2 protein-coding genes are annotated in these 25,279 nt (G+C 71.2%); both read left to right on the forward strand.

Annotated elements, in window-relative coordinates; genetic code table 11:
• The first annotated feature begins 38 nt into the window (after positions 1 to 38).
• On the forward strand, positions 39 to 5,060 hold the full coding sequence (locus J7E96_RS25970) for a non-ribosomal peptide synthetase (protein WP_308296142.1): 5,022 nt from the start codon (positions 39 to 41) through the stop codon (positions 5,058 to 5,060).
• The gene (locus J7E96_RS25975; RefSeq protein WP_215134391.1) at positions 5,057 to 25,252 is read left to right on the forward strand and encodes a non-ribosomal peptide synthetase; all 20,196 of its coding nucleotides are present in this window, start codon (positions 5,057 to 5,059) and stop codon (positions 25,250 to 25,252) included. The genes J7E96_RS25970 and J7E96_RS25975 overlap by 4 nt, the downstream gene beginning before the upstream one ends.
• The last annotated feature ends 27 nt before the right edge of the window (positions 25,253 to 25,279 follow it).

Consider the following 25,279-nt stretch of genomic DNA (forward strand, 5'->3'; position numbering starts at 1 on the left):
CTCCGCGCATTTCTTTCTTGACCGGAACAGGAGACCTCGTGAACGCCGAACAGCGGTCGGGTGACGTCCCCGACATCCGTCCCCGGCCGTCGGCGGCCGGAGGCACCCCGCTTCTGCACGAAAGCTTTGCTGAGCAGGCCCTTCGTACCCCGCGTGCCGTCGCCGTCGTCGACGGCGGACGCACCATGACGTACGAAGAGCTGGACCGGGCGGCCAACCGCATGGGGCACTACCTCCGGGGCCTGGGCGCCGGTCCGGAATCGGTGGTCGGGGTCAGCCTCGAACGCGGCGGCGACCTGGTCGTGGCGCTGCTCGGGGTATGGAAGGCCGGGGCGGGCTATCTGCCCCTGGACCCCGGTCAGCCGCCCGCGCGGCTGACCGGTCTGGTCCGCGAGTCGGGGGCCCGGACGGTTCTCGCGGGCCCGGCCCTCGAAGGGGCCGTACGGGACGCCGGAGCACGCCGGGTCGGTCCCGATGAGGTGCCCGCCGGTCTGCCGGCGACCGCGCCCCAGCACGGGACCGGCCCGGACAACACGGCGTACACCGTGTTCACCTCGGGCTCGACCGGCACGCCCAAGGCCGTCGTCATCACCCACGCCGGCATCGCCAACCGGGTCCTGTGGACCGTACGCAAGCACGGCCTCGGCCCCGCCGACCGGATCCTGCAGAAGACCTCCATCGGCTTCGACGCGGCCGGCTGGGAGGTCTTCGCCGCCCTGGTCAGCGGCGGCAGCGTGGTGCTCGCCCCGCCCGGCGCCGAACGCGACCCCGCGTCGCTGCTGCGTTCTGTCGCCGACACCCGCAGCACGGTGCTGCAGGTCGTGCCCTCGGTACTGCGGATCCTCGTGGAGGAGGGCGACTGGAGCGGCTGTGCGTCGCTGCGGCTGCTCTTCTCGGCGGGCGAGGCGCTGCACGGCGAACTCGTCGCCCGGCTGCGCGAGCGTGCGGGGGGCAGCCTCGAGGTCTGGAACACCTACGGTCCGACCGAGTGCTCCATCGACATCACCGCCCAGCGCGTGGACCCGGCCCTGAACAGCGGGCCGATACCGATCGGCCGCCCCATCCCGGGCCTGCGGGTCCTGGTGCTCGACCCGAACGGCGACCCCGTGCCGATCGGCACGACCGGTGAGCTGTATGCGGGCGGCGTCGGCGTGGCCCGCGGCTATCTGGGCCGCCCCGACCTGACCGCCGAACGGTTCGTCCCCGACCCGTACGCCACCGAGCCGGGCGCGCGCCTCTACCGCACCGGTGACCTGGTCCGCTGGCGGGCCGACCGCACCCTCGACTACATCGGCCGCATCGACCACCAGGTCAAGGTGAACGGTGTGCGGATCGAGCCCGGCGAGATCGAGACCGCGCTCGCCGCCCACCCCTCGGTCACCGGTGCCGTCGTACTGCCCTACGAGGCCGACGGTGGCAGGAAGCGGCTCGCCGCCCATCTTGCGACCACGGCCGACCTCACCGCCGACGAGCTGCGCGGCTTCCTGCGTGAAACGCTCCCGGAGAGCCACATTCCGTCGTTCTTCCACACCGTCGATGCCTTCCCGCTCACCCCGAACGGCAAGGTCAACCGGGCCATGCTGCCCACGCCCGGTGAGATCGCCGCCGCCGACCAGCCGGCCTTCGTCGCCCCGCGCACCCCCGCGGAACAACTCGTCGCGGACGTCTGGGCCGGCCTCCTCGACGTGGACCGGGCCGGCGCCCACGACGACTTCTTCGCACTCGGCGGCACCTCGCTGCAGCTGACCCGCCTCGCCGCCCGGCTGCGCGACGCCTCCGGCGAGCAGATCTCGCTGCGCGGACTGCTCGTGGCGACGACCGTCGAGGCACAGGCCGCGCTGATCGGCGCACCCGGCGCGGACGAGCCGCCGATCCGCCCCGTGCCGCGCGACGGCGAACTGCCGCTTTCCTCCGGGCAGCGCCGGCTCTGGTTCCTGGACCGGATGCACCCCGGCAGCCCCGAGTGGGTCGCACCGTTGTTCCTGCGGCTCCCCGCCACGACCGGCGCGAATACCGTCCGGCGTGCCCTGGACACCCTCGCCGCCCGCCACGAGTCGCTGCGTACCCGCTACCCGGACCGGGGCGGCGAGCCGTACCAGGTGATCGGGGAGGCCGGGGCGGACAGCATCGAGCTGCGGGTCGTGGACACGGCCCGCGACCGGCTCGACAGCCTCTTCCGCGAGCAGTTCGAGCGCGGCTTCGACCTCGCCCGCGGGCCGCTGTGGCGGGGCCTGCTCGCGCGGACCGACGGCGAGGACCACGTCCTGCTGCTGACGCTGCATCACATCACTGTGGACGGCTGGTCCACAGTGATCCTGGAGCGCGAACTGCGCGAACTGTGCGCCGCGTACGACGCGGAGCGGGAGCCCCGGCTGGCCGCCCCCGTCGTGCAGTACGCCGACTACGGAGCATGGCAGCACGCCCGCCACACCGATGAGTTCATCGCACGCGAACTCGGCCACTGGCGTACGGCGCTGGCCGGCATCGAGCCCCTCGACCTGCCCACCGACCGGCCGCGACCCGCGGAGCGCGATCCGCGCGGCGCCGTCGTCCCCTTCCAGGTCGCACCTGAGCTGGCCGCGCGCCTCACCGAGCTCGGCCGGGCGCACGGCGCGACGCCCTTCATGACCCTCCTCACGGCCTACGCCACGCTGGTCGCCCGCTACAGCGGCCAGTGGGACGTTCCGGTGGGCACCCCCGTCGCGGGCCGGGGCCGGCCCGAGACCGAGGGGACCGTCGGCTTCTTCCTCAACTCCCTCGTGGTGCGGTGCGGCCTCGGTGCCGGCCTGACCTTCGCCGACGCCCTCGACCGGGTACGCGACACCGCGCGGGCCGCTTTCGCCCACCAGGAACTCCCCTTCGAGAGGCTCGTCGACGAGCTCCAGCCCGAGCGCGACCTCTCCCGCACCCCGCTCTACCAGGTCGCCTTCGACCTGCACAGCGAAGGAGTGACCAGCGTCGCCACCGAGGAAACGGACATGGCGGCCTTCACCGCGGCCTGGCAGGTCGCCAAGACCGATCTGTCCCTCTTCATGCGCCGTACGGACAACGGGGCATTCGACGGCGTCCTGGAGTACGCGACCTCCCTCTTCGACCACGCCACCGTTCAGCGGATGGCCGGGCACTTCCTCGCCCTGCTGCACGAGATCACCACCCGGCCCGAACTGGCCCTGGGAGAAGTCGAGTTGCTCACCGCCGACGAGCGGCGGCAGCTGCTCGCAGGGTGGAACGACACCGACGTCCCCCTGGAGACGGAGACCGTCCCGGCGCTCATCGAGGCGTGGTCCGCCGCCGACCCCGACGTCACGGCCCTCGCGTACGGCTCCCTGACCGTCCCGTACGCCGAACTGGACGCCCGTGCCAACCGGCTCGCGCACGAGCTGCGGGCACAGGGCGTCGGGGCGGAGTCCCGGGTCGCGGTACTTCTCGACCGGGGACCCGATCTCGTTGTCGCACTGCTCGCGGTATGGAAGGCGGGCGGCGCGTATGTGCCGGTCGACCCGACCTCCCCGCCCGGCCGGATCGCGGCGATGCGCCAGAGCGCGGGCGCGCGGACCGTGGTGACCAGCGCCGGCCATGCCGGGCGCGCCGGAGACGGCGCGGTCCTGGTGGACACGGACGCGGCCCGGATCGCCGCCCGGCCCGCGACCCCGCCCGAGCGCACCGACGACCTCGACCGGCTGGCGTACGTCATCTTCACCTCGGGCTCGACCGGAACGCCCAAGGGCGTCGAGGTCACCCACCGGGGCCTGGTCAACCATGTGGCCTGGGCGGCGCGGGAGCTGGCGCCGCAGGACCACGGCGGCGCACCGCTCTTCTCGTCGGTCGCCTTCGACCTCGTCGTCCCGAACCTCTGGGTGCCGCTCGTCACCGGCCAGCGCCTGTTCCTGCTCCCTCAGGACACGGACCTCGCGGAGCTCGGCAAGCACCTCGCGGACGCCGAGCCGTTCAGCTTCGTCAAGCTGACGCCGGGCCACCTGGACGTGCTGTCGCTCCAGCTGACACCGGCCGAGGCGGGGGCCCTGGCCCCGGTCCTGGTGGTGGCGGGCGAGGCGTTCTCGCGGGCGACGCTGGAGCGGTGGCGTGCTCTTGCTCCGGAGACGCGGCTGGTCAATGAGTACGGTCCGACCGAGGCGTCCGTCGGCACCTGCGTCTTCGAGGTGCCGGCCGATACCGCTGGGGAGGTGCTGCCGATCGGCAGGCCGCTGCCCAATATGACGATGTACGTCCTGGACGCACTGCTGCGGCCCGTTCCGGTGGGCGTGGCGGGTGAGCTGTATGTCGGCGGCACGGGTGTGGCGCGCGGTTATGCGAACCGCCCCGACCTGACGGCCGAGCGGTTTCTGCCCGACCCGTACGCCGCCGAGCCCGGTGCCCGTTTCTACCGCACCGGTGACCTGGTGCGCCGGCTGCCCGACGGCAATGTCGAGTTCCTTGGCCGGATCGACGACCAGGTCAAGATCCGCGGCTTCCGTATCGAACTGGGCGAGATCCAGGCCGTACTGGCCGAACACCCCGCCGTACGCGAGGTCTTCGTCACCGCCCACGAAACCGCCAATGGCGAGAAGCAACTCCTCGCCTACTACGTGCCCGACGGGCCCGCGGACGACCTGGCCGAGCACTGCGGCCGCCGGCTGCCCGACTACATGCTCCCCGCCGCGTACTTCGCACTCGAGACGATGCCGCTGAACGCCAACGGCAAGGTCGACCGGCGGGCGCTGCCCGCCCCCGGCGGCGAGCAGGACACCGAAGGTCACGTCCCGCCGAGCGGCCCCGTCGAGGAGCGCATCTGCGAGATCTGGACCGAGCTGCTGGGCGCCCAGGTCGGCGCGCACGACAACTTCTTCCACATCGGCGGCAATTCGATCCTCGCGATCAGGCTCATCTCCCGCATCCAGGAGGAGTTCGAGATCGATTTCGCGGTGCGGACGGTATTCGAGGGACCCACGGTCGCCCGGCTGGCGGCCACCGTCGAGGAGCGCATCAGGGCGGAAATCGCCGCGCTCTCCGACTCGGAGCTTGTGAATGACCAACTGCTGGTGAAGGAGCACGAAGCATGACCACCGGTGAGACAGACCAGACGGTCCCGGGCGACGGCACGGGCGCGAACGCCGGCACGAGCGACGCCGGGAGCCTCCGACAGGAGCTGCTGCGCCGCCGCCTGGCCGGGCGCCGCGGAGCCGGCCGCCGTGCCGCCATTCCGCGCGCCGACCGCGGCGCCCCGCTGCCGCTGTCGTACGGGCAGCAGCAGATGTGGTTCCTCAACCGGCTGGAGCCCGACAGCATCGAATACCTTGTGCCGCTGGTCCTCAGGCTGCGTGGCCCGCTGGACGCCGACGCGCTCGGCCGGGCCTGGCAGGCACTGCTGGACCGCCATGAGATCCTCCGCACCCGCTACGCCCTGGACGGCGAGGAGCCGGTCCAGGTCATCGACGCCCCGCGCCCCGTGCCGCTGCCGGTCACCGAGGTGGCGGACGAACGGAGCATCCGGGAAGCCGTCGAGAGCGACATGGCCCGCCCCTTCGACCTGGCGGCCGACTGGCCGGTACGGGCCAGGCTGCTCCGCCACGCGGACGACGACCACGTGCTCGCCGTCGTCTTCCACCACATCGCCTGCGACGCCTGGTCCACCGGCGTCTTCGGGCAGGAACTGTCCACCCTGTACCGGGTGTTCACCAGCGGCGCCGAAGATCAGCCGCTCGCCCCGCTACCCGTGCAGTACGCCGACTACGCGGCCTGGCAGCGCGCCGAGCTGAACGCCGGCGCCCTCAAGCGCCAGCTCGGCTACTGGAAGGACCGGCTGGCGGGGCTGGAGGCGCTGGAGCTGCCGACCGACCGGCCGCGCCCGGTCGTGCGCGACGCGTCCGGCGGCTCGGTGGCCTTCGCCCTGCCGGCCCCACTGGCCGGGCGAATACGCGAGCTGGCCGCACGCCATGACGCCACCCCGTTCATGGTGGTGCTCGCCGCGTTCCAGAGCCTGCTCGCCCGATACAGCGGTCGCACGGACATCCCGGTCGGCACCGTCGGTTCCGGCCGCAGCCACCCCGACCTCCAAGGGCTTATCGGCTACGGCATCAACAGCCTCGTCCTGCGCGGCAGCCTCGACGGCGACCCCGCCTTCGACGAGCTGCTTTCCGCCACCCGCGCCACCGTGCTCGACGCCTTCGACCACCAGGCCGTGCCGTTCGCGCAGCTCGTGGACGAGCTGCAGCCGGACCGCGACCTGTCCCGGACGCCGCTGTTCCAGGTGGCGTTCACCATGCACGGCGACCGCACGACCGCCTTCGAACTGGCCGGCGTGCGCGCGGAGCCGTACCTCGGCACCAACCGCAGCGCCAAGTTCGACCTCGACCTGCAGCTGCACGAGGCGGCCGACGGCTCACTCGGTGGCCAACTGGACTACGCCACCGTCCTGTTCGACCACTCGACGGCTGAGCGCATGGCCGGGCATCTGCTGCGGCTGCTCGACGCCGTCACCGCGGCCCCGGCCGTCCGGTTGTCGCGTGTGGAGATCCTTGGGCCGGATGAGCGGGCGCTGCTGGTGGGTGGTCCGGAGATCGGGTGGCCGGTGACGCGGCGGGTGCATGAGTTGTTCGAGGAGCAGGTGGGGCGTACGCCGGATGCGGGGGCGGTGACGTTCGGTGGACGGACGCTGTCGTACGCCGAGTTGAATGCCCGCGCCAACCGTGTCGCCCATCTGTTGCGTGCCAAGGGTGTGGGTCCGGAGGATTTGGTTGGTCTGTGTCTGGAGCGGGATGGGGAGTTGTTGCCCGCGTTGCTTGGTGTGCTGAAGGCGGGTGCGGCCTATTTGCCGTTGGATCCGGCGAATCCGGCGGACCGTCTGGCGTACATCGTGCGGGATGCCGGGGCTCGGGTGGTGCTGTCCACGTCGGCGGTGGCCGGTGTTCTTGAGGGCCGGTACGAGGGTGAGCTGGTTCTTCTGGACCGGGACGCGGGGCTGATCGCCGCTCAGCCGGACAATGATCCGGCGGTGGGGGGCAGTCCGCAGAACCTGATCTACACGATCTACACCTCCGGTTCGACGGGGAAGCCCAAGGGCGTCGCCCTGACCCACGAGAACGTCGCGCGGCTGATGGAACGCGGGCGGGAACACTACGCCTTCGGCGAGAGCGACGTCTGGCCGCTGTTCCACTCGTACGCCTTCGACGTCTCTGTCTGGGAGATGTGGGGTGCGCTGCTGCACGGCGGACGGCTGGTCGTGGTGCCGTTCACGGTCACCCGCTCGCCGGACGAATTCCTGGACCTGCTCGTCGAGCAGGGCGTCACCGTCCTCAACCAGACGCCGTCCGCGTTCCGTTCGCTGGTCGGCGCGGCGCGCGAGGGTGATCCCCGAGTGGACCGGCTCGCTCTGCGTGCCGTGGTGTTCGCGGGCGAGAAGCTGGAGGTCCCGGAGCTGAAGCCGTGGACCGACCGGCTCGGCCTGGACCGGATCGCACTGGTGAACATGTACGGCATCACCGAGACCACCGTCCACACCACCTACCGGCGCCTGGCCGGTGCGGACCTCGACCCGCAGGCGGGTAACCCGGTCGGCCGCCCACTGGGCGACCTGACCGTGCGTCTGCTGGACGGTCATGGTGAGCTGGTGCCGATCGGGGTGGCGGGGGAGATCCATGTCGGCGGGCCGGGTGTGGCGCGTGGCTATCTGAACCGCCCCGAGCTGACCGCCGAGCGCTTCGTGCCGGACCCCTTCGGCCCTGCGGGCGCGCGCCTGTACAAGAGTGGCGACCTGGCCCGCCGGCTCCCGGACGGGCAGCTGGAGTTCCTGGGCCGGATCGACGACCAGGTCAAGATCCGCGGTTTCCGCATCGAGCTCGGCGAGATCGAGAACGTCCTCGCCGGGCATCCCGCCCTGCGGGACGCCGTCGTCGTCGTACGCGAGGACGAGCCCGGTGACGTACGCCTGGTCGCGTACGTCGTACCGGTGGATCACGCTCCGGGGCCGGGTGAGCTGCGGGCGCATCTGGCCGCGTCGCTGCCCGAGTACATGGTCCCCTCGGCCTTCGTCGTGCTCGACCGGCTCCCGCTGACCACCAACGGCAAGCTCGACAAGCGTGCCCTGCCCGCCCCTGGTGAGGATGCTCTGGGCAGCGGCCGGGCGTACGTCGCCCCGCGCACTGTCGTCGAGGAGCGCATCGCCGAGGTCTGGCAGGAGGTGCTCGGCCTGGACCGGGTGAGCGTCGAGGACGGCTTCTTCGATGTCGGTGGGCACTCCATCCGCGCGGTCACCCTGGTCGGGCGGCTGCGTGCCGCCGGATACGACCTGGCCGTACGGGACGTTTTCGAGTACCGGACAGTCGCCCGCCTCGCCGAACTCGTCACGGGGCGCCCGGCGCCGGCCGCCGTGCACAGCGCCGTGGAGCCGTTCGAGCTGGTCGCGGACGAGGACCGGGCCAAGCTGCCGGAGGGGCTCGCGGACGCCTACCCGCTGTCGCAGGTGCAGCTCGGCATGGTCGTCGAGATGCTGACGGACGACGGACGGCACCCGTACCACAACGTGACCTCGTTCCGTATCCGCGACGAACAGGCATTCTCCGCGCCGGCGCTGCGGGCAGCCGCGGCGCTGGTCGCCGCGCGGCACGACGTACTGCGTACCTCGGTGGACCTGGCCGCGTACTCCGTACCCATGCAGCTGGTGCACGCGACGGCGGAGCTGCCGGTCGGGGTGCGTGACCTGACGGACCTGGGCGAGGAAGAACTCCTCGCGTCCCTGCGTGAGTTCACGGCCACCGAACGGGCCGACATCTTCGACCTGACGAAGGCACCGCTGCTGCGACTGCACGCGCACATCGCGGGCGACGGCAGCTGGTGGCTGACCAACACCGAGTGCCACGCCATCCTGGACGGCTGGAGCCACCACTCCTTCCTGATGGAGGTACTGGAGGAGTACCGGCGCATCCGTGACGGCGAGCCGGTCGCCGAGCCGGTCGACGGGACGGGCACCGCTGCCGCCCGGTTCGCGGACTTCGTCGCCGCCGAGCTGGACACGCTCGCCTCGGACGAGTCCCGCGAGTACTGGCGGAACATCGTCGACAGCCACGCCCGCCTGGTCGTGCCGACGGCCTGGGCCGGCGATCCGCAGGACGACGGTCAGCCCTACCGCGTGCCCGTGCCCTTCCACGACCTGGAGGACCGGCTGCGCGCCCTGGCCACGAAGGCCGGTGCCTCGCTCAAGAGCGTGCTGCACGCGGCCCACCTCAAGACGCTCAGCCTGATCACGGAGGAGGACCGCTTCTTCTCCGGGCTGGTGTGCAACGCCAGGCCGGAGGTGCTGGGCGCTGACCGTGTGTACGGCATGCACCTCAACACGCTGCCCTTCGCCCACGACCGGACCGCCCGCACGTGGCGCGAACTGGTCGCGCAGGTCTTCGCCCGCGAGATCGAACTGTGGACGCACCGTGCTTACCCGATGCCGGTCATCCAGCGCGAACTGAGCGACGGTGAGCGGCTGATCGACATGCGGTTCAGCTACCACGACTTCGACCAGGTGGACCGCGACCGCGTGGACTACCTGGCCAGTATCGACGACAGCCCGACCGAGTTCCCGCTGGGCGTCTCGGCCCGGATCGGGCACTTGGTGCTGACGGCGAGTCCACGCGCGCTGAGCCGGGCAGGTACGGACCGACTGGCCGCGATGCTGCGCGACGTCCTTGAGGCGATGGCGTCGGATCCGGACGGGTCGGCGCGGGAGTCGCACCTGCCCGAGCAGGAGCGCCGGCGTCAGTTGGTGGAGTGGAACGACTCGTCGTACGAGGCGGAGTCGGCGAGTGTTCTTGAGTTGTTCGAGGCGCAGGCGGTCCGGACGCCGGGGTCGGTGGCGGTTCGTGGCTCGGATGTGAGCCTGACGTACGGCGAGCTGGACGTGTGGGCGAATCGGATTGCGCATTGTCTTCGGGCGCGGGGGGTGGTTGCGGAGTCTCGGGTCGCGGTGAGGCTGGACCGTGGTCCGGAGCTGATCGCGTCGCTGCTTGGTGTGTGGAAGGCGGGGGCGGCGTATGTGCCGGTCGATGTGTCGTATCCGGCTGAGCGGGTGGCGGCGATCGTCGGGACCTCTGGTGCGAAGGTGCTGCTGGATGAGCCCGGCCTGCCCGTGGAGGGTTTCCCCGCTACGGCGCCGTCACGGGTCGGGGATCTGGACGGGCTGGCGTATGTGATCTTCACGTCCGGTTCGACCGGCACGCCGAAGGGTGTCGAGGTTCCTCACCGGGGGCTGGTCAACCATGTCGCTTGGGCCGCACGGGAGCTGGCGTCGCGGGGGACTGGTGGTGCGCCGTTGTTCTCGTCCGTCGCCTTCGATCTGGTGGTGCCGAATCTGTGGGCACCGCTGGTCACGGGGCAGTCGGTGCACACTGTCCCGCAGAGTGTCGACATGGCCGACCTGGGCCGGCATCTGGCCGCCGAGGCCCCGTACAGCTTCATCAAGCTCACCCCCGGCCACCTGGAGATCCTGGGCCACCAGCTGGACGCCACCGCTGTGGCCTCGCTCGCCGAGGTCGTCGTGGTCGCCGGTGAGGCGCTGCCCGGTGAGGTCGCCAACCGGTGGCTGGAACTGCTCGGTCCGGGCGCACTGATCAACGAGTACGGCCCGACCGAGGCGTCCGTCGGCAGTTGCACCTTCCCCGTGACAGAGGGACAGCCGTCCGAGGTCGTTCCGATCGGCAGGCCGTTGCCCAATATGACGATGTATGTGCTGGACGGGTGGCTGGAGCCGGTTCCGGTGGGGGGCGTGGGTGAGTTGTATGTCGGTGGTACGGGTGTGGCGCGTGGTTATGCGAGCCGTCCTGATCTGACGGCGGAGCGGTTCTTGCCGGACCCGTATGCCGGCGAGCCGGGTGCGCGTTTCTACCGGACCGGTGACCTGGTGCGGCAGCGCGAGGACGGGAATGTTGAGTTCCTTGGCCGCAGTGACGACCAGGTCAAGATCCGTGGTTTCCGTGTCGAGCTGGGGGAGGTCCAGGCCGTACTGGCGGAACACCCCGCCGTACGCGAGGCCTTCGTCACGGCGCATCAGCCGACGAGCGGCGACAAGCAACTCGCCGCCTACCACGTCTCCGACGAGCGGGACGTGCACGACCTGGCCGCGTACTGCGCGCTGAGGCTGCCCGACTACATGATCCCCGCCACCTTCACCGCCCTGGAGGCCATGCCCCTGACCGCCAACGGCAAAGTCGACCGCCACGCCCTGCCCACCCCCGACCACGACACCCAAGGCGCCCAGGACACCTGCATCGCACCCCGTACCGACACCGAGGAGCAGATCGCCGCAGTCTGGCGCAAGGTACTCGAGCGCGAACGCGTCAGTGTCCACGACGACTTCTTCGACATCGGCGGCCACTCCATCCGTGCCGTCGCCCTTGTCGGCGGACTGCGCGCGGCCGGTTTCGACATCGGCGTCCGCGACGTCTTCGAGTACCGCACCGTCGCCCGTCTCTGCGAGCTGCTGACCGGCCGTCCCGCCCCCGACAGCACCGCTTTCACCGGCGTCGAGCCGTTCGCGCTCATCTCCGGGGAGGACGCGGTGGCCCTGCCCGCCGACGTCCAGGACGCGTATCCGCTGTCCCTGGTGCAGACCGGCATGGTCGTCGAGATGCTCGCCGAGGAAGGCGGCAACAAGTACCACAACGTCAGCCTCTTCCGGATCCAGGATCCGGACGGCGCCCCGTTCGACGCGGCGGCGCTGCGTGCCGCCGCCCGTACGGTTACCGTCCGCCACGACATCCTGCGCACCTCGGTGGACCTGGCCTCGTACTCCGTGCCCATGCAGCTCGTGCACACCACCGCCGACGTTCCGGTCGCGGTCCACGATCTGCGCACCATGACCAAGGACGAACAGGCCCGGTCACTGAGCGAGTTCCGTAACGACGAAGGCTCCCGCCTCTTCGAGCTGACCGAGGCCCCGCTGCTGCGCATTGCCGCGCTGATCGACGGCGACGACTCCTGGTACCTGGGCCTGACCCAGCCGCACCTCGTCACCGAGGGCTGGAGCCACCACTCCCTCCTCATGGAAATCCTCGACTGCTACCGGCAGCTGCGCGACACCGGCACGGCGGCCGAGCCCGAGCCGGTCGCCGTCCGGTACGCCGACTTCATCGCCGGGGAGCTGGAGTCCCTGGACTCGGCGGAGGACCGCGCCTACTGGCAGCAGACCCTCGACAGCCACGTTCCGTTCACTCTGCCCGCCTCCTGGGCGGACGGCCCCGGCACCCCTCGCCGGCCCTCCCGCGCCCGGGTGGATCTGCGCCCGCTCGAACGTGGGCTGCGGGCGTTCGCGGCCGCTGCCCGGGTCTCGTACAAGAGCGTTCTGCATGCCGCGCACCTGAAGGTGATGAGCATGCTGACGGACGAGCCGGCGTTCTTCACCGGCATCGTCTCGCACGGCCGCCCCGAGGCGCTGGGGGCCGAGCGGGTGTACGGCATGCACCTCAACACGCTGCCGCACGCGTACGACCGGCGTTCCGCCCGCACCTGGCGCGAGCTGGCCCAGCGGGTCTTCGACCGCGAGGCCGGGACCTGGCCGCACCGCCGCTATCCGCTGCCCGCGATCCAGCGTCTCGCCGGTGGCAACCGCCTCATCGACGTGGTCTTCAACTACCTGGACTTCCACCAGGTCGACTCCGACCGGGTGGACATGGCGGGCGCGGTGCACGACGCCGCCACCGAGTTCGCACTGCACGTCTCCGTGCTCGGCGGCCACCTCGGACTGAGCACCCACACCCACGCCCTCAGTCAGCACAGTGCCGACCGCCTCGCCGCCCTCTACCAGGCGGTGCTCGAAGCGATGGCCGCCGACACCGACGGCGACACCCGCGCCGTCCAGCTCCCCGCCGGGGAGCTGGAGCTGCTGGCACCGCTGGCCGGGCCCACGCCCGCAGCCCCGGACACCGTGCCCGGACGGTTCGCCGCGCACGTCGCCCTGACCCCGCACGCCGCCGCGGTCGTGTATGAGGACACCATCCTCACCTACGCCGAACTGGACGCCCGTGCCAACCAGTTGGCGCACCACCTCACCGGCCTCGGGGTCGGCCCGGAGACCCTGGTCGGCATCAGCGCCGAGCGCGGCCCCGGCCTGGTCGTCGGGCTGCTCGGCATCATGAAGGCCGGGGGCGCGTATGTCCCGCTGGACCCGTCATACCCGGCCGACCGGCTCGCGTACATGCTCGCCGACTCCGCCGTGCCCGTGCTCGTCACCGAGGAGCATCTGCTGGAGCGGCTGCCCGCGCACCGGGCCGTCGCCGTCTGCCTGGACCGGGACGCCGACATCCTCGCCACCCGGCCCACCACCGCACCGGCACCCGGACTGACCGCCGACAACGCCGCGTACGTCATCTACACCTCGGGCTCGACGGGCCGCCCCAAGGGCGTCGTCGTGACCCACCGCGGCACCGGGAACCTGGCGGCGGCACAGGCCGGCGCCTTCGGCATCGGGGCGGGCGACCGCGTCCTGCAGTTCGCGTCGGCCAGTTTCGACGCGGCCTTCGCCGATCTCGCCCAGTCGGTCCTCTCCGGAGCGACCCTGGTCCTCGCCCCCGCCGAGCGGCTGCTGCCGGGCCCCGAGCTGACCCGGCTCACCTTCGAGCAGCGCGTCACCCACGTAACCCTGCCGCCGACCGCGCTGTCCGTGCTGCCGCCGGACGGCGGACTGCCGGCCGGTGCGACCCTGGTGGTCGCAGGCGAGGCATGCACCCCTGATCTGGTGGCCGCCTGGTCACCGGGACGCCGCATGATCAACGCCTACGGGCCGACCGAGACGACGGTCTGCGCCTCGATGAGCGACCCCCTGACCGACACCGCCCGGCCGCCCATCGGCCGGCCCATGCCGGGCTTCGCCCTGCGGGTGCTCGACGCGGACCTGCGGCCCGTGCCCGCCGGTGCGCCCGGTGAGCTGTACATCGCCGGAGTGGGCCTCGCCCGCGGCTACCGGGGCCGCCCCGACCTGACCGCCGAACGCTTCCTGCCCGACCCGTACGGCGACGAGCCCGGCGCCCGCCTCTACCGGACCGGCGACTCGGTCCGGCTCCTGCCCGACGGGCAGCTCGACTTCCTCGGCCGTGTCGACAACCAGGTCAAGCTGCGCGGCTTCCGCATCGAACTCGGCGAGATCGAAGGCGCGCTGGCGCGCCTCGACGCGGTCCGGGACGCGGTCGCGGTCGTACGTGAGGACAGCCCGGGCGACAAGCAGCTGGTCGCGTACGTCTCCCCGGCCGACGGACACGAACCGTCACCCGTCGCGCTGCGCGAGGCGCTCTCCGCCGCACTGCCCGGCTACATGGTCCCGGCCGCCTTCGTCGTCCTGGACAGCATTCCGATCACCGCCAACGGCAAGGCCGACCGGCGTGCGCTGCCCGCCCCCGAGCGCTCGGCGCTCGCCGCGGCCGCGGCCCATGTCGCGCCGCGCACCCGCGCCGAGGAGCGGATCGCCGAGATCTGGCAGGACGTGCTCGGCGTCGACCGGATCGGGGTGCATGACGGCTTCTTCGAACTGGGCGGTGACTCGATCCGCGCGGTGTCGCTGATCGGTGCGCTGCGCGAGGCCGGATTCGACATCGGCGTTCGCGAAATCTTCGAAGGCCGTACGGTCGCCGCCGTCGCCGAAATCGCCACCGGCCGGCCCGCGCCCGCCGAGCCGCAGCCCGGGGTCGCGCCGTTCGCGCTGATCACGGACGAGGACCGGGGGCTGCTGCCCGCAGGCACCGACGACGCGTACCCGCTCTCCCAGGTGCAGATCGGCATGGCCGTCGAGATGCTCGCCGACGAGACGGGCGCCAAGTACCACAACGTCAGCGTCAACCGGATCCGCGACGGCGTGCCCTTCGACGCCGAAGCGCTGCGCGAGGCGGTACGGCTGGTGGCGGACCGGCACGATGTGCTCCGTACCTCCTTCCGGCTCACCGGCTTCTCCGTGCCGATGCAGCTCGTGCACACCACTGCGGAAACCCCCGTCACCGTGCGTGACCTGCGCGGTCTGGACGCCGACGCGCAGAACGAGGCGCTGGGGGCCTTCGTCGCCGCGGAGAAGGCGGACCTCTTCGACCTGGCCACCGCCCCGCTGCTGCGGGTCGCCGCCCTCGTCGAGAGCGACCAGGCGTGGCATCTCGCGCTCACCGAGTCCCACGCCATCACCGAGGGCTGGAGCTATCACGCGCTGATGATGGAACTGCTCCACACCTATGAGCAGATCAGGGACGGGCAGGCCGCACCCGTCACCCCGGCCGCTCCGCCGGTCCGGTTCGCCGACTTCATCGCCGCCGAGCTGACGTCACTGGAGTCCGCGGAAGACCGTGACTACTGGCAGCGCGTCACCGGGGAGTACGAGAAGTTCGAACTCCCCGAAGGCTGGGGCGAGAACGCCGAGCGGCCCGAGCCCTACCGGACAAGGGTCCCACTGGCCGACCTGGAGCCGCGGCTGCGCGCACTCGCCACCACGGCACAGGTCTCCCTCAAGGCGGTGCTCCACGCAGCCCATCTGAAGGTGATGAGCCAGCTCACCGCCGAGGAGTCCTTCTTCACCGGCCTGGTCTCCGACACCCGGCCGGAGGCGGCGGGCGCCGACCGCGTCTACGGCATGTACGTCAACACCGTGCCGTTCGCCTTCGACCGCTCGGCCCGCACCTGGCGCGCGCTGGTCCAGCAGGTCTTCGCCCAGGAAGTCGCGCTCTGGCCGCACCGCCAGTACCCGCTGCCCGCCATGCAGCGGCAGGCCGGCGGCCGCCGCCTCGTCGATGTCGTCTTCAACTACCAGGACTTCCGGATGGTCGACACCGACCTGGTGGACGTCGAATCGGGCATCGGCTCCGGCGGCATCGAGTTCGGTCTCGCGGTCACCACCCTCGCCGGACACCTCAACCTGAAGACGAACACCGCCACCCTCTCCCGGGCCAACGCTGACCGGCTTGCCGCCATGTACCGGGCCGTGCTGGAGTCGATGGCCGCCGGCGCCGACGGCGACGCGCAGGCCGCGTACCTCCCGGCGGGGGAACGCGAGCTGCTGCTCGCCGACTGGGCCGCGGGCACGGCCCCCACGACGGGCGATCCCCGCACCGTCCACCAGGCCTTCGAGGAGCAGGTCCGCCGCACGCCCGACGCGGTGGCCGTCAGCCACCAGGGCACCCGCCTGACCTACGCCGAACTGAATGCCCGGGCGAACCGGGTGGCGCATCTGCTGCGCGCCCGGGGCATCGGCCCTCAGACCCTGGTCGGCGTCTGCCTGGAACGCGGCGTCGAGCTGGTGCCCGCACTCCTCGGAGTACTGAAGGCCGGCGGTGCGTACGTCCCGCTCGACCCGTCCTACCCGGCCGACCGGCTGGCGTACATCGCGGCGGACGCCGCCGCACCCGTCGTCGTCACCGAACACGCGGCGTCCGGCGTCCTGGAGGGCCGGTACGAGGGCGAGCTGATCGTCCTCGACGACCCCCGATTCGCCGCGGAGCTGGCCGCGCAGCCGGACTCGGATCCCGAGCCGCTCGGCAGCGCGGACGACCTGATCTACGTCATCCACACCTCCGGCTCCACCGGAAAGCCCAAGGGTGTCTGCCTCAGCCACGCCAACGTGCTGCGTCTGTTCACCGTGACGGAGGACCAGTTCCACTTCGGCCCGGCCGACGTGTGGACGCTGTTCCACTCGTACGCCTTCGACTTCTCGGTCTGGGAGCTGTGGGGAGCCCTGCTGTACGGCGGCCGACTGGTCGTCGTCCCGCAGAGCGTCACCCGCTCGCCCGACGACTTCATCGGCCTGCTCGCCGACGAGGGCGTCACCGTCCTCAACCAGACGCCGTCCGCGTTCCGCTCACTGGCCGGCGCGGCCCGCGACGGCGACCCGCGCATCGAAAGCCTGGCTCTGCGAACCGTCGTCTTCGGCGGCGAGAGACTGGAGGTCGGCGAACTCGCCCCGTGGACCGACCGGTTGGGCCTCGACGCCCCTGAGCTGGTCAACATGTACGGCATCACCGAGACAACCGTCCATGTCACACACCACCGCCTGGACGCGGCCGACCTCGCCGCGCCGCTGCGCAGCCCGGTCGGCGGCCCGCTCGGGGACCTGCGCACCGTTCTGCTCGACCGCAACGGCCGGCTGGTCCCGCTCGGAGTGCCCGGCGAGATCCACGTCGGCGGACCGGGCGTCGCCCGCGGCTACCTCGGGCGTCCCGGGCTGACTGCCGAGCGGTTCGTCCCCGACCCGTACGGCGACGAGCCCGGCGCGCGGCTGTACCGGGCCGGTGACCTGGCCCGCAGACTCCCCGACGGCAGCCTCGACTTCCTCGGCCGGATCGACGACCAGGTGAAGATCCGCGGCTTCCGCATCGAACTGGGCGAGATCTCGGCCGCGCTCGGCTCGCACCCCCAGGTGCGGGACGCCGTGGTCGTGGTCCGCGAGGACCTCCCCGGCGAGAAGCAGCTCGTGGGCTACTTCGTACCGGCGGGCGGCCCCGCCCCCTCACTGAGCGAGCTGCGCGAGCACCTCGCCGCCTCGCTGCCCGCGTACATGGTCCCGGCCGCCTATGTGCCCATCGAGCGCATCCCGCTGAACGCCAACGGCAAGCTCAACCGCCGGGTCCTGCCCGCCCCCGCGGAGGCGGCGCTCGCCTCGGACGCCACGTACGTCGCCCCGCGCGACGAAACCGAACGGCGGATCGCCGAGATCTGGCAGGAAGTCCTCGGCGTCGAGCGGATCGGCGTCCACGACGGCTTCTTCGACCTCGGCGGCGACTCGATCCGGGCCGTGCCGCTGGTCGGCGCACTGCGCGCCGCCGGATTCGACATCGGCGTACGGGAGGTCTTCGAGTACCGGACTGTCGCGCGCACGGCCGAGCTCACCACCAGGCAGGACACGACCCGGGAGGAGGCGGCGGTGCTGCCGTTCGCACTGATCACGCAGGAGGACCGGGCAAAGCTGCCCCCGGGCGTCGACGACGCCTACCCGCTTTCCCAGATCCAGGCCGGCATGGTCGTCGAGCTGCTGAACGACGGTGGCCGCAGCAACTACCACAATGTGACCTCGTTCCGCATCAAGGACGAAGCACCCTTCGACGGCGGGGCACTGGCCGCGGCCGTACGTCTGGTGGTCTCCCGGCACGACGTGCTGCGCACCTCCGTACACGCCACCGGCTACTCCGTGCCCATGCAGCTCGTGCACACCGCCGTGGACATCCCCGTCCCGACGCACGATGTGACCGGCCTCGACCGGTCCGGCCTGGAGAGCGCCCTGCGCACCTACGTCGCCGGGCAGCGCGAGGACCTGTTCGACCTCTCCACCGCGCCGCTGCTGCGCGTCGCCGCCCACATCGAGGGCCCGGCGGCCTGGTGGCTCAGCCTCACCGAGTCACATGTGATCCTGGAGGGCTGGAGCCATGCCTCGCTGGTCATGGAGATCCTGGAGACCTACCGGGCGATCCGTGACGGGGAGCAGCCCGCCCACGAGCAGCTCGACGTCAGGTATGCCGACTTCATCGCCGGGGAGCTGGCGGCCCTCGCCTCCGACGAGGACCGCGCCTACTGGTCCGGCATCGTCGCCGAACACACCAAGTTCGAACTCCCGGCGGGCTGGGCCGAGTCCGCAGGAAAGCCGTCCGGCTCGCACCGCGTCAGGGTCGACTTCGGCGACCTCGCCGACGAGCTGCGCGCCCTGGCCACCGCCACGGGAACGTCCTTCAAGAGCGTGCTGCACGCCGCCCATCTGAAGGTGCTGAGCCAGCTCACCGGCGAGGCGGCCTTCTTCACCGGACTGGTGTGCCACGCCAGGCCCGAGGTCGCGGGTGCCGAGCGGGTCTACGGCATGCACCTCAACTCACTGCCGTTCGCCCACGACCGCCGCGCACGCACCTGGACCGAGCTGGTGCGCCAGGTCTTCGAACGGGAGCTGGAGGTCTGGGACCACCGGCGCTACCCGATGCCCGCCATCCAGCGCGAGGCACGTGCGGGCCGGCTCATCGACGTTCTGTTCAACTTCGTCGACTTCCATCAGGTGGACGGCGAGCTGATCGACTCGGACGTACGGATCAGCGAGACACCCACCGAGTTCGGCCTCTCGGCCCATGCCACCGCTGACAACATCGTGCTGTCGACCACCACCCAGGTGCTCGGCAAGGCCCACGCCGAACGGCTCGCCGGGATGTACCGGGCGGTCCTGGAGTCGATGGCCGCCGACGCCGGGGGCGACGCCCGCGCGATGTACCTTCCCGCCGGTGAGCGTGAACGCCTCCTCGGCGAGCAGAGCACCGACGCCGCGGAACCGGTTACACGCCGGGTGCATGAGCTGTTCGAGGAGCAGGTGGGGCGTACGCCGGATGCGGGGGCGGTGACGTTCGGTGGACGGACGCTGTCGTACGCCGAGCTGAATGCCCGCGCCAACCGTGTTGCCCATCTGTTGCGTGCCAAGGGTGTGGGTCCGGAGGACCTGGTCGGTCTGTGTCTGGAGCGGGACGGGGAGCTGTTGCCCGCGTTGCTTGGTGTGCTGAAGGCGGGCGCGGCCTATGTCCCGCTGGATCCGGCGAATCCGGCGGACCGCCTGGCGTACATCGTGGGCGACACCGCGGCTCCGGTGGTGCTGACCACGTCGGCGCAGGCCGGTGTTCTTCAGGGCCGGTACGAGGGTGAGCTGGTCCTGCTGGACCGGGACGCGGAGCTGATCGCCGCTCAGCCGGACACCGATCCGGCGGTGGAGGGCAGCCCGCAGAACCTGATCTACACGATCTACACCTCCGGCTCGACCGGGAAGCCCAAGGGCGTCGCCCTCACCCACGCCAATGTGGTGCGCCTGCTCAGCACCACGCAGGAGCACTACGCCTTCGACGAGACCGATGTGTGGTCGCTGTTCCACTCGTATGCCTTCGATGTGTCGGTCTTCGAGATGTGGGGTGCGCTGCTGCACGGCGGACGGCTGGTCGTGGTGCCGTTCACGGTCACCCGTTCGCCGGAGGAGTTCCTGGACCTGCTGGTGGAGGAGGAGGTGACGGTCCTCAGCCAGACGCCGTCCGCCTTCCGCGCCCTGGTCGCGGCCGCGGCCGACGGGGACCGGCGGGTCAAGCAGCTTCTCGTACGTGCCGTGGTGTTCGCGGGCGAGAAGCTGGAGGTCTCCGAGCTGAAGCCGTGGACCGACCGGCTCGGCCTGGCCAGGACGGCCCTCGTCAACATGTACGGCATCACCGAGACCACCGTCCACACCACCTACCACCGGCTCACCAGGCGCGACCTCGAACCGGGAGCCGGCAACCCCATCGGCCGTCCGCTGAGCGACCTCAGCGTCCATCTGCTCGACAGCAACGGGGACTTGGTGCCGATCGGGGTACCGGGGGAGATCCATGTCGGTGGCCCGGGTGTGGCCCGTGGCTATCTGAACCGCCCCGAGCTGACCGCCGGGCGTTTCGTGCCGGACCCCTTCGGTCCCGCCGGCGCGCGGCTGTACAAGAGCGGTGACCTGGCGCGGCGGCTGCCGGACGGGAGTCTGGAGTTCCTCGGCCGGATCGACGACCAGGTCAAGATCCGCGGTTTCCGTATCGAGCTCGGCGAGATCGAGAGCGCGCTGGCCGGGCATCCGGCGGTGCGGGACGCGGTCGTCGTCGTACGCGACGAACGGCTGGTGGCGTACGTCGTACCGGCCGGTCACGCACCGAGTCTTGGTGAGCTGCGGGCGCATCTGGCAGCCTCGCTGCCCGAGTACATGATCCCGGCCGCGTTCGTGCCTCTGGACGCGCTGCCGCTGACCACCAACGGCAAGCTCGACAAGCGCGCCCTGCCCGCCCCCGAAGGCAGTGCGCTCGGCAGTGACCGGGCGTACATCGCCCCGCGCACCGCCGTCGAGCAGCAGATCGCCGCCATCTGGCAGGAGGCGCTGGGCGTCGACCGGGTCGGCGTCGAGGACGGCTTCTTCGACCTCGGCGGCGACTCCATCCGGGCCCTGGTCGTGGTGGGCGCCCTGCGCGCCGCGGGCCACGATCTCGCGGTACGCGACGTCCTGGCCGCCCGCACGGTCGCGGCACTCGCCGAACTGGCCACCGGCCGCCCGGCGCCGGCCGCCGTCGGGACCACCCTGGCCGACGCGTTCGGCCTGGTCGCGGACGAGGACCGGGCGAAGCTGCCGCAGGGGCTCGCGGACGCCTACCCGCTGTCGCAGGTGCAGCTCGGCATGGTCGTCGAGATGCAGAGCGGCGATGCCCGGCACAAGTACCACAACGTCGTCTCCGTCCGGATCCGTGACGAGGAGCCGTTCTCGGCCGAAGCGCTGCGCACTGCTGCGGCGCTGATCGTCGAGCGGCACGAGGTCCTGCGCACCTCCCTCGACCTCAGCTCGTACTCCGTACCGATGCAACTGGTGCACGCCCACGCCGGACTGCCCGTCGCGGTCCGCGATCTTCGCGGGCTCAGCGAGAGCGAACTGGCCGACTCCATGAGGCAGTTCACGGCCGACGAGCGGGCGGAACTCTTCGACCTGGCGGCCGCCCCGCTGCTGCGGATCGGCGCCCATGTGGAGAGCGACAGCGCCTGGTGGCTGTCGGTGACCCAGTGCCACGTCATCCTGGACGGCTGGTCTCACAGCAACCTCCTGATGGAGGTGCTAGGGGAGTACCGGCGCGCCCGGAGCGGTCAGGAGCCGGACGGGAGGGGCGAGAGTGCCGGGGGCGAGGTGAGGTTCGCGGACTTCATCGCCGCCGAGCTGAACTCGCTCGCCTCGGACGAGGACCGTACGTACTGGAAGGGAATCGTCGAGGGCTACGACCGGTTCGCCCTGCCGGCGGTCTGGGCCGACCCGGCGGACACCCCGCCGGTGGCCTGCCGGAGCAGGATCGCGTACGCCGACCTGGAGGAACCGCTCCGTGCCCTGGCGAGTGCGGCGGGCGCCTCGCTCAAGAGCGTGCTGCACGCCGCCCACCTGAAGACCCTGAGCCTGCTCACCGAGCAGCAGTCCTTCTTCTCCGGGCTGGTGTGCAACGCCAGGCCGGAGGTGCTGGGCGCTGACCGTGTGTATGGCATGCACCTCAATACGCTGCCCTTCGCCCACGACCGGACCGCCCGCACCTGGCGCGAACTGGTCGCGCAGGTCTACGGCCGGGAGACCGAGCTGTGGGCGCACCGCGCCTACCCGATGCCCGTCATCCAGCACGAACTGGCCGGCGGAGACCGGCTCATCGAAGCCCCGTTCACCTACCAGGACTTCCGGCAGATCGACCACGACCTGATCGACACGCAGGCCACGGTCGGTGAGGGAGCGCTCGAGTTCGGGCTGCGGGTCTCCGCGCTGGGCGGCTCGATCAACCTCCACGCCAACAACCACACGGTGAACCAGCGCCATCTGCACCGCATCGCCGGCCTCTTCCGCTCGGTGCTTGAGGCGATGGCGTCGGATCCGGAGGGGTCGGCGCGGGAGTCGCACCTGCCCGAGCAGGAGCGCCGGCGTCAGTTGGTGGAGTGGAACGACTCGGCGTTCGAGGCGGAGTCGGCGAGTGTTCTTGAGTTGTTCGAGGCGCAGGCGGTCCGGACGCCGGGGTCGGTGGCGGTACGCAGCGGGGACCTGACGGTCTCGTACGGCGAGCTGGACGTGTGGGCGAATCGGATTGCGCATTGTCTTCGGGCGCGGGGGGTGGTTGCGGAGTCTCGGGTCGCGGTGAGGCTGGACCGTGGTCCGGAGCTGATCGCGTCGCTGCTTGGTGTGTGGAAGGCGGGGGCGGCGTATGTGCCGGTCGATGTGTCGTATCCGGCTGAGCGGGTGGCGGCGATCGTCGGGACCTCTGGTGCGAAGGTGCTGCTGGATGAGCCCGGCCTGTCCGTGGAGGGTTTCCCCGCTACGGCGCCGTCACGGGTCGGGGATCTGGACGGGCTGGCGTATGTGATCTTCACGTCTGGTTCGACCGGTATGCCGAAGGGTGTCGAGGTTCCTCACCGGGGGCTGGTCAACCATGTCGCCCAGGCGGCACGGGAGTTCACCCAACGGAGCACCGGCGGCACGGCGCTGTTCTCGTCCGTCGCCTTCGACCTGGTCGTCCCCAACATCTGGGTACCGCTCATCATGGGCCTGTCGGTGCACACCGTCTCCCAGGACGTCAGCCTCGCGGACCTGGGCGCACACTTGGCCGCCGGTGCTCCGTACAGCTTCCTCAAGCTGACACCCGGCCACCTGGAGCTACTGGCCCATCAGCTGGACGCCGAGGCGCTCGCGGCGCTGACCGGGACGGTCGTGGCCGGCGGTGAGGCGTTCCCCGGTGAGGTCGCCAACCGGTGGCTGGAACTGCTCGGCCCGGGCGGACTGATCAACGAGTACGGCCCGACCGAGGCATCGGTCGCGACCTGCGTCTACGCCGTCATGGAACCGCAGCCGTCCGAGGTCGTTCCGATCGGCAGGCCGTTGCCCAATATGACGATGTATGTGCTGGACGGGTGGCTGGAGCCGGTTCCGGTGGGGGTCGTGGGGGAGTTGTATGTCGGTGGTACGGGTGTGGCGCGTGGTTATGCGAGCCGTCCTGATCTGACGGCGGAGCGGTTCTTGCCGGACCCGTATGCCGGCGAGCCGGGTGCGCGTTTCTACCGGACCGGTGACCTGGTGCGGCAGCGCGAGGACGGGAATGTTGAGTTCCTTGGCCGCAGTGACGACCAGGTCAAGATCCGTGGCTTCCGTGTCGAGCTGGGCGAGGTCCAGGCCGTACTGGCGGAACACCCCGCCGTACGCGAGGCCTTCGTCACGGCGCATCAGCCGCGGAGCGGCGACAAGCAGCTCGCCGCCTACTACGTCTCGGACGAGCAGGACGTGCACGACCTGGCCGCGTACTGCGCGCTGAGGCTGCCCGACTACATGATCCCCGCCACCTTCACCGCCCTGGAGGCCATGCCCCTCAACGCCAACGGCAAAATCGACCGCCACGCCCTCCCCACCCCCGACCGCGGCATCCGAGGCGGCGAGGAGGAGCGGGAGTACACCGCCCCCGCGACGGAGACCGAGAAGACGCTGGCCGGTCTCTGGCAGCGGACGCTCGGGCACGACCGGATCGGCGCGAACGACAACTTCTTCACCCTCGGCGGCCATTCGATGCTGGTCATCAAGGTGATGGCGGCCGCCAGGAAGCTGAAGCTGCCCGTCTCGCTGCAGATGCTCTACCAGACGCAGACCCTGGCCGAACTCGCCGCGGAGATCGACGCCGAGGTGGCCCGTACCCAGGGGGCCGCCACGGTCGAGCGGCAGTCCGGGACGGGGGCGCGGCCCGCGGAACAACCGACCACGGACCGGCTGCCCGCCATGACGGAGCACCACATCCCCGGCGTGAGCCTCGCGGTGCTCCGCGGCGGCGAGGTCTCCGAGCTGCGAGGCTACGGCGTACTGGAGGCGGGTGGCACCGATCCGGTCAGCCCTTCGACCCTCTTCCCGGCCGGGTCCATCAGCAAGCACATCACGGCCCTGGGCGTGCTGCGCCTGGTGGACGCGGGCCGGCTCGACCTCGACACGAACGTCAACACCTACCTCACCGGCGGTCGGCAGGTCGCCGACCGGGACGGCACACCGGTCGCCATCACCCTCAGGCAGTTGCTGTCCCACTGGTCGGGTCTTGTCTCCGTGCCGTACGCCGGTGTCGCACCCGGCACCGAACTGCCGCCGCTCTCGGACCTGCTCGCGCAGACGCACAGCGAGGTCGGACCCGGCACCAGGTTCCTGGTCTCCAACACCAACTACTGGGTGATCCAGCAGGTGCTGGAGGACGTGACCGGGACCCCGTTCGCCGAGCTGATGCGGACCACGGTCTTCGAACCGCTGCGCATGGCGTCCAGCAGCTTCGAGCCGGCCTTCCCGGAGATCTCCGGCAAGCCGGTGGCCGTGGGCCACGATCCCGTCGGCCGCCCGGTGGAGGGCGGCTGGCGCGTCGGGCCGCATCTGGCCTCGTCGGGCCTCTGGTCCACCGCCGCCGACCTCGCCAAGGTCGCCGTGGAACTGCGCCGGGCCTACCTGGGCGAGCCATTCGCCGTACTGTCCCGGCCGCTGGCCGAGCAGCTGCTCACTCCCGTCGGCGAGGGCACGTTCTACGGCCTCGGCACGGTGGTGGACGGGGAGGCCCCCGACCTGGAGGCGGGCCACGGCGGGGAGCCGCACGGCTACCGCAACATGCTGATCGTCCGGATCTCGGACGGCACGGGCTTCGTGGTTCTCACCAACGCCGAGTCGGGCCGCGCGGCCATCAAGGCCGTCTCCGCGCAGCTGCGGGAGCAGTCCCGCCTCGGCGGCGGCGAACTCGCCGGCCAGTGGGCCCAGGACCAGTGATGACGAACACCGACCCACTCATGGAAG

Origin of the sequence: Streptomyces sp. ISL-96 (genome assembly GCF_018614035.1) — a bacterium.
Taxonomy (GTDB): Bacteria; Actinomycetota; Actinomycetes; order Streptomycetales; family Streptomycetaceae; genus Streptomyces.

Excerpts from the sequence above, each read along its gene's own strand:
- J7E96_RS25975 (WP_215134391.1), top strand. The coding sequence starts at position 5,057 with ATGACCACCGGTGAGACAGACCAGACGGTCCCGGGCGACGGCACGGGC.